This is a genomic window from Streptomyces sp. NPDC086766 (genome assembly GCF_044746005.1).
GTDB lineage: Bacteria > Actinomycetota > Actinomycetes > Streptomycetales > Streptomycetaceae > Streptomyces.
Genome location: NZ_JBIVBI010000007.1, coordinates 309,973 through 321,986, shown reverse-complemented (window position 1 = coordinate 321,986; position 12,014 = coordinate 309,973). Strand labels below are relative to the sequence as shown.

The window sequence follows — 12,014 nt, the reverse complement described above, 5'->3', positions numbered from 1 at the left end:
CGGACCGCATCCGCTCGCAAGTCGGCATCTCCCCTCCGCTTCACAGCAGATGGTCGAACTCGCCCTCCTTGGCGCCCGCCAGGAAGGCGCGCACCTCCGCCGGGGTGTAGACCAGTGCGGGGCCGTCCGGGTCACGGGAATTGCGCACGGCTATGCCTCCGTCGACCAGAGTGGCCACCTCCACGCAGTTGCCCTCGGCGTTGCTGTGCCGGCTCTTGATCCAGCGGGCGTCCAGGGAACTCGCCCGTACTCCGTTCCGCACTGGTGGCACCACCGCAGTCTCCTTGCTGTTCACGTTCGTTCGCGCGACGCGCCCGCCGCATCGGAAGGGGGCGGCCGCCGCCCGGCGGACCCTCTCCTCCCGCGCACTTTCGCGAGAAATTTCTCGTGCAATTGCATGCGAGCGCTGACAGCGTGGATAATAGCCGCGGCGTCAACCCCCGGGCTGACGCCGTTCGGTGACGTCGCATCAGGGAGATGCCGTGCCCTCACCTGCGAGCCAGGAGCTCGGAACGTGGAGCGCAGTCGCGTCGTGGACGGGTGAACCGGCCGTGCCCGACCGCCGCGCCCGGGTCGGGCCGGCCGCCACCCTGAGCGCGACGTCCTCGGGGGAGCCGAGCGGCGTCGAGGCCGCACTCGCGTCCGCCACGCTGCGGATCGAGTGCGGCCGGGAGGGGTTCGCCCGGGTGCGGGAGTTCACCCGCGCCACGCTGCGGAGCTGGTCGCTCGAGCACCGCGCGGACGACGCCACCCTCGTCGTCACCGAACTCGCCGCCAACGCCGCGACCCACGCGGTGCTCTGGACCCCGGCGGGCGAGGCGAACGTCTGGCTCCGTCTCGTCCTCGAAGACGCCCACCTGGTGCTCAGCGTCCACGACCCCTGCGACAGCCGTCCCGTCCCCGCGCCCGTGGCCGGCTCCGACCTCGCCGAACACGGCCGGGGCCTGTGCATAGTCGACGCCCTGGCGGAGGAATGGGGCTGGACCCCGCACCCTCCGACCGGCAAGACCGTCTGGGCGAAGCTGCCCACCCTCCCCGCCCCCTCATGACCGCCGCGGAAAGGCCCTACGCCATGCGCACCGCACCGACGGAGCAGTCGAGTACACAGCGCACCGACCGCGCCGCGCCGTCCGGCGGGGTGGCCAGGACGGCCCCCCTCGCGGCGCTGGGCCAGGTGCCCTGGCGCGACATCAAGGACTCCACCGGCTCCGCAGCCGCCGTACCCCTGCTGCTCACCAGCGTGGCCTGGGGTGACGCGGAGACCGCCCGGGCCGCGCTGGACGATCTGAAAAAACGCATCTGCCAGTACGGCTTCGTCGTGGAACAGGCCACCGCCGCCACGGTGCCGTTCCTGTGGGAGCTGGCCCAGCTGCCCCGCGTGACCTGCCGGGCGCAGGTCATCCGCCTGCTCCGGAGCATCGCCGGGGCCCGGCAGTGGGAGAGCGTCGCCGCCGTCTACCCCAAGCTGCTCAACCACCCGGAGAACCCCGTGGTGTGGGAGCGGCGGGCGCGCCAGGCCGTGCGGGCCCGCAGCGGTGCGCTGACGGCCTTGCGGGCCGAGGGGGACGCGGAGATCGCCCGGGCCACGACGGAGCTGGCCGACGCCCTCGCGGAGTGACCCCCGGACCCGGCCCGCCGCGATCGCTCCGGACGGGAAGTCCAGCGCACTGCGCACGCCGCGCGCGCACGCCGGTCGCGTCGCCCGGCGTGCTCCACGGCCCCCCGGGACTACGCCGGCGGTGCCGGAGGCGTCAGGGCCCAGCGGATGCCGCGGGTCACGGCGGCTCCGAGCGGCCGGACGCACAGGCTCTCGGCAGGCGGCACCCGAGGCAGCCACAGCGCCCGCGAGGCCCAGACGGGCAGGAGTGAGACGGCGTTGGCGGCGATCACGCCGTACGGCACGCGGGCCAGGAGCGGCACGGGCGGGTTGAGCAGCAGGAAGCGTGCCGCGTCGCGGGACTCGCCGGTCGCCCGCAGCTCGCCCCGGTAGGCGGCCATCCGCCCGGCCAGCTCCGCGCGGTCCGTCGGAGGGTCGGGCACGCCGAGCGCGGCGGCGATGCGCGCCATGTCCGCCACGTACGCGTCGCAGCCCGCGCCGTCCAGCGGACGGGCCCCGTATCGCTGGTGGGCCCGCAGGAAACTGTCGACCTCCGCGATGTGCACCCAGCACAGCAGGTGGGGGTCGGCGGCGTGGTAGGGCCGTCCCTCCGAGGTCGTGCCCCGCACCGAGTCGTGGACGGCGCGGACCCGTGCACAGGCCTCCCGCGCGCGGTCGGCGGGGCCGTAGGTGGTCTCCGCCAGGAACGCGCTGGTGCGCTGCAGCCGGCCCCAGGGATCGCCCCGGTAGCCCGAGTGCGCGGCCACGGCCGCCATGGCCGACGGGTGCAGGGACTGGAGCAGCAGCGCCGACAGGCCCCCGATGAACATCGAGGCGTCGCCGTGCACCCTTCGCACGGGCCGCTCGGGGCCGAACCAGCGTGGGCCGGGGCTGCCGTGGATGCGGGCCCGCCGGGCAGGGCCCTCCGGGCCCGCCACCCGCGCGAAGATCTTCTTGCCGAGCCGCTCCCGCAGCGTGAGGTCTTCGGTCGGGATGAGTCGCATGCGTGCTCTGTCCTCCCGTGATCTCTTGCGTGCCGCTCACCCCAATCTTGGCTCATCGCCCGAAAACCACCTATATTGCGGATACCTCTGCCGGGTCGTGCGGCGGCCTGCCGCCGCGGACGGGAGCTGCCCGGACATGCGGGCCGAATTTTCTGCGGAGGACCCGGTGAGTGTGACCCAACGGAGCGAGCGCGGCGGGCGGCCCCGTCGTGCGGTGACCGCAAGCCCCCACATGACCGGGATCCGGCCGACGGCCGGCCCCGACATGACCGGGATCCGGCCATGAACTGGCGGGACCGCGGAGCCTGCCGTTTCGAGGACCCCGAACTGTTCTTCCCGCTCGGGGAAAACGGTTTGTCACTACGGCAGATAGAACGGGCCCGCGCGGTGTGCCACCGGTGCCCCGTGCTGCGCGAGTGCAGGGCGTGGGCCCTGCGCAACAGCGAGTACGACGGTGTCTGGGGCGGCATGACCGCGGGGGAGCGCCGCGCGGTGGCGCGGCGGAGGGCCGAGGACCGCGGTCGGTGAGAACCGGCGGGCCCCAGGGGTCGATCGGTGGCTGATCGACCAGAAAACGACTGAATTTGGTCAATCGTGTGCCGCGAGGCCGCCACCGTGCATGGCACGGCGTGCCTGGGGCATACGGAGCAAAAATCGAGAGAGGGGCGCTCCGTGCTGGTTCCGGACCCTAAGGTCGTCAGGACGTTGCTGACTCGGTACGCATCGCTGAAGATCGCGCAGGCGGAGAGGGAGCGGGCCGAGACGGCCCGGGAGCTGGAGGACGTCAGTTACACCCTGTGCGTCATGATGGGCACCACCGGCATCGACGAGGCCATCAGCAGGGCGGACGCCCTGCTGCTCGCCCCGCGGGACATCGCGGACGTGGTGACGGACCCGGAGGGGGACGGCCTTTCGCTGGCCGTGTGACCCCCTGGGGGAGAGGGGCGGGGGCTTCTCAGTGGCACGGCGTGCCGACCCGGCCGACGAGCGTCGGTCACGAACCGGCCACGGACCCCCGTCGCGGCTCCTCGGGCACGTCCGGGAGCCGAGGTCGGTCACGTCAAGGAAGCACGGTCGGCGTGCCGTCGACGTGTCCGGGCTCCTGGGGGGCGGGGCGGGCCAGCCACTCGGCGATGGTGCGGGCGATCGGCTGGCCCGTCTCCACCTCGACGAAGCCGAACTGGCCGGACTGGTTGCACTCAAGGAACCACCAGGTCCCGTCCGCGTCCTCGGCGAAGTCGAAGGCGCCGTACGCCAGTTCGGCCCCGCGCACGTAGGCCAGCACGGCCGAGGCCAGCCGGGGCGGGGCCTCGGCCGGCTGCCACTGCGTGGCGGACGAGGCGAAACGGACGTCCACCTCGTCGGGGTCCGCCTCCGCCGGCCACGCCTTCCGGGCGGCCAGCAGTGTGTCGCCGACGACGGTCAGGCGGATGTCGGCGCGCTTGGCGATCCGCCGTTGCAGCAGGGTGGGGCCGTAGGCCACGGCGTCGAAGTCCGTGTCCGGCGCGACGCGGCTGGTCGGCACCGCCCGGGGCGGCTCCTGCGGATGCGCGCCGGAGACCGGCTTGACCACCAGGTCGGGGAACCGCTCCGCGAAGGCCCGCGCCGCCTGCGGGAAGGTCGTGATGAGGGTCGCGGGCACGGGCAGGCCGCTGTGCTGGGCGTGCCGCAGCTGCCACGGCTTGTGGCGGGCCCGCTGGGCGGCGTCGGGATGGTTCATCCAGCGCGCGCCGCAGCCGCGGAGCAGGCCGTAGAGGGCCTGTGCGGACTCCTCGGTGAGCCAGGCCGAGGGCTGCGCCGCCCGTGCGGCGGGCGTTCCCGGTCTGCGGATCCAGACGGAGCGCAGGCCGTTCACGCTCACCAGCCGTCCCCCGGACGACAGATGGCCGCGGAAGGAGCCGTGCACGAACTCGCCCGAGAGGGCGACGCCCGCGGTCAGATCGGCCGGATCGAGCCGGACCACCGGGACCGAGGCGGCGTTCAGGTGCACGACCACCATGTCGGCCGTCACGTCCCCCTCACCGGTGAGGATCAGTACGGTCATGGTCGCCGGCCGTGTTCAGTCGTCGAAGTGCGTCTTGGAGCCCGCCGTTGACGTCGTGGTGCCCAGTTCCCTCAGGAGGGCGTGGTCGGACGCGGCGATCCGGCCGTCGGCGAGCACGTTCAACTGCAGTCCGGAGTCGTAGACGTACGGAGTGCTCGTCTCCGATTCCACTGCCGGACGTGCGTAGTTGAGCGCGAACGGTTGCATCGTCTCTCCCTGGTCGGTGCAGCCGCGATCAAGCGGTGGTCACCCTTGCGGCGTCGCTTGGCCCGCTGACTTCGATTCGGTTTTCCCAGACTTATACGAATCGAACGGGTGATTGGTTTCCTTACGGAGCGTAGTCGGCGGCGTCCGGGCCTTCCTGACGGCCTGAAAGCTTCGGTCGGCGTCCCGCGCGATGCTCCGACCGGCGCCACATCCGCGGCACCGGTACGGGCATCCCACCGCCGGCCTCCCCGCGCAGCGTGCGCAGAGCGAGCAGCAGGACCCCGATGTCGTCCAGGTAGACCGGGTCGGGCAAAAGGTCGGTCGGCAGCAGGAAGTAGAGGACGGCGCCCCAGAACACCCAGCGCGGTCCCGTGGGAAGCCCGGCACGCCGCAGGTCGCGCCGGGCGCGGACCAGCCGGACGAAGAGGATCACGGCCACGGCGAGCACGGCCGCCGCGAGGACCGCTGCGACGAGGAGCACCTTCGTGGTGGAGTCCACAGTTCGCTCCCTCTCTTTCCGCGCGGCGGGACGACCCTGCCCTTCTCCTGATTCCCGCTCGCCACGTCTCCATGACCGCCTGACGGGGGAACAGCCGTACGAGCCGTGCGCCCGCCGGGCGATCACTCCCGCGCCGCACCCGGGTGGCGCGGGATCCGGAGGGGCCTTAGTAATGGTCAGGGTAGAACGCGTGTCGCCTTCGGGGGCGCAGGGGCGGCCGCACCCCTGCCATGGAGACCAGGATGACAACCCGTTCTTCCCCACCCCAGGCGAACCCTTCCGTCATCGCCTTCACCGACGAGATCCACCCGGCCCCGTCGCCCTCCGGCAGCGTCGGCTGCGGTGAGGCCGGGGCGGAGGCCGCCGACGGCGACCCGGTCCTCGGCCTGGTGCGGGCCGCCGTCGGCGACCGGCCCGTCGAGGAGGTCGTCCGGCTCGTCACTCTGCTGGAGGAGTCCCCCGAGTACGCGGACGCTGCCGTCCACGTCCTGCGGGCGGCCGCGATGGACCGGCCGGTGGAGGACGTGGCCCGGCTGGTCGCCGAGCTGACCCGGCCGCCGCGCGCGGCCGACAGCGCGGACGACGCGATCCGTGCGGCGGTCGCGGGGCGGGGCGTCGAGGACGTGACACGGCTGATGGCCCTGCTGCACCGGGCGCCCCTGCGGCCGCACTGCGGCCGGGAAGCGGTCCGGGCGGCCGCCATCGGCCGGCCCGTCGAAGAACTGGTCGACCTCATCGGCGGCCTGACCCGGGACCGGCACGAGCGCACGCGGCGCCCCGAAGCCCCGGCGATGCCGGACCCCGGCATCGCCGCGACACCGGAGACGCAGGCCCCCTTCGCCACGGAGATGCCGAGTCCCCTCGTCCCGTGGGGCCCGGATCGTCACGCCCCGACGGGGCCGGATTCCGGCACCCTGCGGAGGTGGACGTCGTATTACGCCGGCGTCCCCGCGATGCCGCAGACGCCGCCCCCCGTCCCGCAGAGCCCGGAACCCGCGGTCCGGGTGATGCCGGTTTCCGGCCCCGTGCGGACGCCCACGCCGTCGTACACCGGCGTCCCCCCGATGCCGCAGACGCCGCCCTCCGTCCCCGAGCGTCCGGTTTCCGGCGTCCCGGCGGTGCCGGGGGCCGGTGCCGTGCGGGTCCCCGCCGACGGCGCCTGCTCCGTGGGCGGTGTCGGGAGTGCGGCGGAGGGAGCGCCCGGTGGACGGGCCGGGCGGCTGGTCTTCTGGCCCAGTTGGCTGGCCGCGGCGGCCCTGGTGGTCTGCGGGGCCGCCTACTTCCCGCTGCACCGGGAGGGCGCGCCGTTCCTCGTCTACGGCCTCGCCCTCGCCGCGTCGGGCCTGTGCGGGTGTCTGGCGGTGCGGCTGGCGCTTCGCACCGGGGTGGCCGCGCTGGTGGCGGGGGCGGTGGTCCCGGCGGTGCTGGCGGGGGCCGGGTACTTCGAAGGCCGTTTCGCTTCGGCGGAGTTGAGCCGCGCCCTGGCGATCACGGTGGCGCCGCCCTGGAGCGCGGGCCTCACGGCGGTGTGCGCCTGTCTCGCCTCCCTGGCCGCTCTCTCCCTGCTGCTGATGGTGCAGCTGGCGGAGCGGCATCCCACGCCACGGCCCACGGACTGACCCCGGCGGCTCCGCCCGGCGGAGGGGCCGCCCGGGAGTGCGGCCCTGAGCGCGGCCCGCCCGGCTCAGTCCGCCGCGCGCCGGGCGGTGGCGCCGGCCGAGGAGGCTGCCTCGGGGAAGCCGGAGCCCTCCGGCGCGGAGGGGGCGGGGGAGCCGGACACGTCGGAGGAGACCTCGGGGGAGGCGGCCCCGGCCGGACCGGATGCGCCCGATTCCGGGTCCGGTGTGGTGCCGGCCGGGCGCAGGGACAGGGCGGTGTCCTTGAGGCGTTCGAAACCGCGCGCCAGCTGCTGGAAGGGCGAGGCCGCGGGCGGGCGGGCCTGCTTCCGCGCCGGTGACAGGACGCCGTCGGACTCGGCCTCGCGGTAGACGGCGAGCGCCTCGCCGGCCCGCTCGGCGGCCTCCCGGTACAGGTCCCGGGACCGCGTCATGGCCTCCAGGGCCTCCTGGTACATGGCCACCAGCTCGCGCGCCCGGGCGAGCTCCTCCTCGACGGTCGTCAGGCGCCACTGCTCCCGCAGCGCGGTGAGCGCCGCCTCCCCGCCGTCCGGCAGCGGCCGCGGCAGCGCGGCGAACCGCTTCACCGCGTCGAGCAGGTCCGCCGGCGGCTCCGTCCCGTCCAGGAAGACGCTGCGGACGGAGAACTCCCCCGTGTCGTAGCCGGATGCCGCCGGGCTGCCGGGCAGTACGACGGCGCCGCCGCGCGGCACCTCGGCCCCGAACTCCTCCAGTGCCCAGTTGACCGCCCTGAGCCGGTGCGGGGCGGCGCGGTGCTCCACGACCCGGTGGCGCAGGCCCTCGGGCAGCAGCCGTACCAAGGGGAGACGCCCGCGCTCGTCGGGGGTCATGGCCTCGTGGACGACGACGTGGATGCTCCAGGTGTCCCGCACGGCGTGCCGCAGGAGGCGCCGCAGCTCCTTGTCGTCGTCCGGGAGGGGATTGACGGTCCCGAGCCGCAGTCCCGCGACGACGGCCTCGTGGTCCCAGGCCGCGTCGCCGTCCTGGGGCCAGAACATGGCCGCGGGGGACGGCCAGCGCGGGTCCCAGGGACGCTCGGCCTCCGCGACGAGCACCCACTCCCGGTCCCCACGGGAACCGGAGGGGGGCGCGAGGGTGAGCCGGGCGCGCACGGTCACCCGCGGTGGCGCCTGCCAGCGGGCCTCGAAGACCAGCTCGCCGGAGAGTCCGGGGTCCTCCGGTACGAGGCGGTCGTCGAGGACCTCGTCGGCCTTCAGCTTCTCCAGACGCCGTCCAACGGCGTCCTCCGCGCCCGGTCCGGCATGACGGCCGCGGGCCAGCCAGACCGTGGAGGGGGCGGCGGGACGGGGGGAGGGAGAGTTCGGCATGAGTCAATCTGCGGAGGGGGCGGAGTGCGGTGCCCAGTATGGCGAAGACACGTCGGTGCGGGTCGAGCGGGGGCGGGCAGGTCACACGTTCGTGGCCGGTTCCGGCCGCTCCCGCCGGGCCGGCCCTGACGGCCGCCCCGCGGCGCGCGTCCGCGACCGCTCGGCCGACCCGGTGACGCGACCCGCGTGGCGCGGGCCGGGCCGACCGGCGCTCGCGATACGGTGCGGTTCTCGAGCCGGTTGATTTGTGTGGTTTTGACCCCATCTGGATTCCCGAACGGCGTGGGTCGCGCCAGGCGCGGCTGACGGCGCTGCTCCGTTCGGCCCTGAGCGATGTCGCAACGCGCCGGACGCCCGCAGGGTGAGACCACGTGTTCCTTCGAACGACAGGAGTTCTCCATGAGGATCAGAATGACGGCCGCCGCGGTTCTGGCGGGTGCGGCCCTGATGACCTGCGCGGGCACCGCGGCCGCGGACGCCGACGCGACGGGGACCGCCACCGACAGCCCCGGAATCCTCTCCGGCAACGTCATCCAGGTCCCCATCGACCTCGGCCTGAACCTGTGCGGCAACTCCATCGACGTGCTCGGCCTGCTCAACCCCGCCGTGGCCAACGCCTGCACCAACGGCTGAGGTCCGGCCGTGGCGGTCCGGTGCGCGCCTGGCACCGGACCGCCACGCACAGGAACGAGCCGTGCCCCCTCCGTCCGGAGGAGGCACGGCCCGTCCGCCTGCCCGGGTCGGCGCACCCCGCGGGGCGGCGCCCCGTCCCGGCGACGGGCCCCGGGTCGGGTCGGGCGGGCTCAGCAGCCCTCGTCCATGCGCCGCTGGTCCTGCTCGTCCCAGGCGCGGGTGTCGCGCGGCTCCACGTAGGGTTCGCTGTCCACCGGGTGGCCTCCGTCGATCACGCGCTGACGGGCCATCTCCGCGTCGAACTCCAGGCCGAGCAGGACGGCGAGGTTGGTGACCCACAGCCACACGAGGAAGACGATGACACCGGCCAGGGTGCCGTAGGTCTTGTTGTACGAGCTGAAGTTCGCCACGTAGAAGGCGAAGCCCGCCGACGCGACCATCCAGATCAGCAGGGCGAGCAGGCTGCCAGGCGTGATCCACTTCACGCCGCGGATCTTGGCGTTGGGCGTGGCCCAGTAAAGGATCGCGATCATGACGGTGACCAGGACGATCAGGACCGGCCACTTCGCGATGGACCACGCGGTCAGCGCCGCGTCCCCCATGCCGATCGCGGAGCCGACCTGCCGGGCGAGCGTGCCCGTGAAGACGACGATCAGGGAACTGGCCACGGCGAGCAGCATCAGGGTCACCGTCAGGGCCACCCGCAGCGGCAGCACCTTCCACACCGGCCGCCCCTCCGGCACGTCGTAGACCGCGTTCGCGGCGCGGATGAAGGCCGCGACATACCCGGAGGCCGACCACACCGCGCCCAGCAGACCCACCACCGCCAGCACGGAGCCGACGCCGGCGTTGCTCTGCAGCTGCTCCACCGCGCCCGCGATGATGTTCCGGGCCGAGCCCGGCGCGAGCTTCTGCAGGTTGTCCAGCACCTGATGGGTGGCCGACTTGCCGGCGACGCCGAGCAGGGAGACCAGCACGAGCAGGGCCGGGAACAGGGACAGCACCCCGTAGTAGGTCAGGGCCGCGGCCCGGTCGCTCAGCTCGTCGTCCTGGAACTCCCGCACGACCCGGCGCAGCACCGCCACCCAGGAGCGGCCGGGCAGCTCGACCGGGGAGTCGGGGGCGTCGCGCTCCGCGGAGGCGTCCGGCCCGAACTCGGCGGGCTCCGCCTCCCGCTCCTCGTCGCGCGCTCGCCCGTCCGCCTCGCCCCGGGGCGCGGTGTCCTTGCCATTGAGGTGGTCCCGGTGTCCGGGAAGGTGCAGTCCCATGGAGTGCGGGTGTCCCGGCAGCACGCGAACACGCGTGGCGGGCGAGGACGGGTTTCGTCCCCCGTGCCCGCCCGGCGCTCGTACGCCGCGCGCGGAGCGCACACGGGGTGTGCGGCCGGCGCCCGAGCCCGGGCCCGCGCACACGTGTCGCGCTCCGGCCGCGGTCTCCACAATGGTCGCCGAACGGGGCCGCCCACCATCCGCACCGGGGCGCGCCCCGTTCACCCGCACCGCCGCGCCGGCCCGCCGGGCGCCGCTCGCGCGGAGCGTGTGCGCCCCGGTGACACTTCTGTACGCCGGGCGCACCCTTGTGCGCGGGCTCGCGGCTACGCCCCGCTCGCGCGGAGCATGTCCTCCCGCTCGACGATCTTCACGCGCTCCCGGCCCTGCGGCTCGCCCAGTGCCTTCTCCGCGCCGTCGAGGCGGTACCAGCCCTCCCAGGTGGTGAAGCGGACGCCGCGCTCGGCGAGGAAGGCGTCGACCGCCTCGGGCGCGGGCGACGCGGGCGTGTGGAGGCGCCCGCCGGCGAAGTCGTCCAGGAGGTTGGCGACCGTCTCGTTGGCGTCGCCCTTGGTGTGGCCGATCAGCCCCACCGGACCGCGCCGGATCCAGCCGGTCACGTACGTCGACCGCAGGTGCTCCCCGCTCTCCTCGACGACCCGGCCGCCACGGTCCGGGACCGTGCCCGACTCGGCGTCCCAGGGCAGCTTGGGCAGCTCGTCGGACAGGTAGCCCACCGCGCGGTACACCGCGGAGACGTCCCAGTCCTTGAAGGCGCCGGTGCCCTTGACGTTGCCGGTGCCGTCGAGCGCGGTGCGCTCGGTGCGCAGCCCGACCACCTTCCCGTCCTCGCCCAGGATCTCGGTGGGCGACTCGAAGAAGTGCAGGAACAGCTTGTGGGGCCGGTCGCCGACGTCGCGGATGGCCCACTTCTCCAGCGTCTTGGCGACCATGTCGGCCTGCTTGTTGCCGCGCCGGGTCTCCACGGAGCCCGCGTCGTAGTCGATGTCCTCGGGGTCGACGACGACCTCGATGCTGGGGGAGTGGTCCAGCTCCCGCAGCTCCATCGGGCTGAACTTCGCCTGCGCCGGGCCGCGGCGGCCGAAGACGTGGATCTCCAGCGCCTTGTTCGCCTTCAGGCCGTCGTACACGTTCGGCGGGATCTCGGTCGGCAGCAGCTCGTCCGCGGTCTTGGCCAGGACGCGCGCCACGTCGAGGGCGACGTTGCCGACGCCGAGGACCGCGACCTTCTCGGCGGTCAGCGGCCAGGTGCGGGGCACGTCCGGGTGCCCGTCGTACCAGGAGACGAAGTCGGCGGCACCGTAGGAGCCGTCGAGGTCGATGCCGGGGATCGGCAGGGCGCGGTCGGCCGTGGCTCCGGTGGAGAAGATCACCGCGTCGTAGAAGGCGCGCAGGTCGTCCAGGCTGATGTCCGCCGGGTAGTCGACGTTGCCGAAGAGGCGGATCTGCGGCTTGTCGAGCACCTGGTGCAGCGCCGTGACGATGCCCTTGATCCGGGGGTGGTCGGGCGCCACGCCGTACCGGATCAGCCCGAACGGGGCCGGCATCCGCTCGAAGAGGTCGATGGACACGCCCGGCTCGGCGGCGACGTCGGACTTGAGCAGGGCGTCGGCGGCGTAGATCCCGGCGGGGCCGGCTCCGACGATGGCTACCCGCAGGGGGCGGGACATGTGCGAGGTTCCCTTCGAGCGAGGACAGGCGACTCGACGGCAACCCTAAACTGAGGCAAACCTAAGTTGGTATTCGGGTCCGGTCTATGAGGTCATAAGCGCACTT

Annotated in this window: 14 protein-coding genes; 6 read left to right on the top strand and 8 right to left on the bottom strand. The window is 73.8% G+C overall.

Annotated elements, in window-relative coordinates:
* Positions 1–40 precede the first annotated feature (40 nt).
* Positions 41–271 (bottom strand): DUF397 domain-containing protein, encoded by a 231-nt coding sequence (locus ACIPM1_RS16710; protein WP_356193584.1) that lies wholly within the window; start codon positions 269–271, stop codon positions 41–43.
* Positions 272–551: 280 nt separating this feature from the next.
* Here ACIPM1_RS16710 and ACIPM1_RS16705 point away from each other — a divergent pair, with 280 nt between their 5' ends.
* The gene (locus tag ACIPM1_RS16705) at positions 552–1,049 is read left to right on the top strand and encodes an ATP-binding protein (protein WP_402434753.1); all 498 of its coding nucleotides are present in this window, start codon (positions 552–554) and stop codon (positions 1,047–1,049) included.
* Between the two features lie 23 nt (positions 1,050–1,072).
* Positions 1,073–1,618, top strand: coding sequence for a hypothetical protein (locus tag ACIPM1_RS16700; protein WP_402434858.1), 546 nt, complete (start codon positions 1,073–1,075; stop codon positions 1,616–1,618).
* A gap of 110 nt (positions 1,619–1,728) precedes the next feature.
* Here ACIPM1_RS16700 and ACIPM1_RS16695 read toward each other — a convergent pair whose 3' ends face one another.
* Positions 1,729–2,601: an oxygenase MpaB family protein gene (locus tag ACIPM1_RS16695; RefSeq protein ID WP_402434750.1), complete on the bottom strand. Its 873-nt coding sequence runs from the start codon at positions 2,599–2,601 to the stop codon at positions 1,729–1,731.
* Between the two features lie 282 nt (positions 2,602–2,883).
* Between ACIPM1_RS16695 and ACIPM1_RS16690 the strand changes: the two genes are divergently transcribed.
* Both ACIPM1_RS16690 and ACIPM1_RS16685 read left to right on the top strand, forming a co-directional pair.
* Entirely contained in the window at positions 2,884–3,129 is a 246-nt protein-coding gene (locus tag ACIPM1_RS16690) for a WhiB family transcriptional regulator (protein ID WP_356193508.1), read from the top strand.
* A gap of 144 nt (positions 3,130–3,273) precedes the next feature.
* Positions 3,274–3,528 carry a DUF5133 domain-containing protein gene (locus ACIPM1_RS16685; protein WP_402434747.1) on the top strand — a complete coding sequence of 85 codons (255 nt, stop codon included), beginning with the start codon at positions 3,274–3,276 and terminating at the stop codon, positions 3,526–3,528.
* Between the two features lie 133 nt (positions 3,529–3,661).
* On the opposite strand, the gene tgmB is transcribed toward ACIPM1_RS16685, so the two are convergent.
* The 3 genes from tgmB to ACIPM1_RS16670 form a co-directional block, all read right to left on the bottom strand.
* Positions 3,662–4,645 carry an ATP-grasp ribosomal peptide maturase gene (tgmB, locus tag ACIPM1_RS16680; protein ID WP_402434744.1) on the bottom strand — a complete coding sequence of 328 codons (984 nt, stop codon included), beginning with the start codon at positions 4,643–4,645 and terminating at the stop codon, positions 3,662–3,664.
* A 15-nt stretch (positions 4,646–4,660) separates the two neighbouring features.
* Positions 4,661–4,852, bottom strand: coding sequence for a putative ATP-grasp-modified RiPP (gene tgmA / locus ACIPM1_RS16675; RefSeq protein ID WP_356193500.1), 192 nt, complete (start codon positions 4,850–4,852; stop codon positions 4,661–4,663).
* Between the two features lie 121 nt (positions 4,853–4,973).
* Positions 4,974–5,351, bottom strand: coding sequence for a YkvA family protein (locus ACIPM1_RS16670; RefSeq protein ID WP_402434741.1), 378 nt, complete (start codon positions 5,349–5,351; stop codon positions 4,974–4,976).
* Positions 5,352–5,593: 242 nt separating this feature from the next.
* On the opposite strand from ACIPM1_RS16670, the gene ACIPM1_RS16665 reads away from it, so the two are divergent.
* On the top strand, positions 5,594–6,970 hold the full coding sequence (locus tag ACIPM1_RS16665) for a hypothetical protein (RefSeq protein ID WP_402434738.1): 1,377 nt from the start codon (positions 5,594–5,596) through the stop codon (positions 6,968–6,970).
* Positions 6,971–7,035: 65 nt separating this feature from the next.
* On the opposite strand, the gene ACIPM1_RS16660 is transcribed toward ACIPM1_RS16665, so the two are convergent.
* On the bottom strand, positions 7,036–8,316 hold the full coding sequence (locus ACIPM1_RS16660) for a hypothetical protein (protein ID WP_402434735.1): 1,281 nt from the start codon (positions 8,314–8,316) through the stop codon (positions 7,036–7,038).
* Between the two features lie 399 nt (positions 8,317–8,715).
* Between ACIPM1_RS16660 and ACIPM1_RS16655 the strand changes: the two genes are divergently transcribed.
* Entirely contained in the window at positions 8,716–8,949 is a 234-nt protein-coding gene (locus ACIPM1_RS16655) for a chaplin (protein ID WP_356193490.1), read from the top strand.
* Positions 8,950–9,119: 170 nt separating this feature from the next.
* Here the strand turns inward: ACIPM1_RS16655 and ACIPM1_RS16650 are convergent, their stop codons facing one another.
* Entirely contained in the window at positions 9,120–10,217 is a 1,098-nt protein-coding gene (locus tag ACIPM1_RS16650) for a YihY/virulence factor BrkB family protein (RefSeq protein WP_402434732.1), read from the bottom strand.
* Positions 10,218–10,543: 326 nt separating this feature from the next.
* Entirely contained in the window at positions 10,544–11,908 is a 1,365-nt protein-coding gene (locus tag ACIPM1_RS16645) for an FAD-dependent oxidoreductase (protein WP_402434729.1), read from the bottom strand.
* Positions 11,909–12,014: the final 106 nt, after the last annotated feature.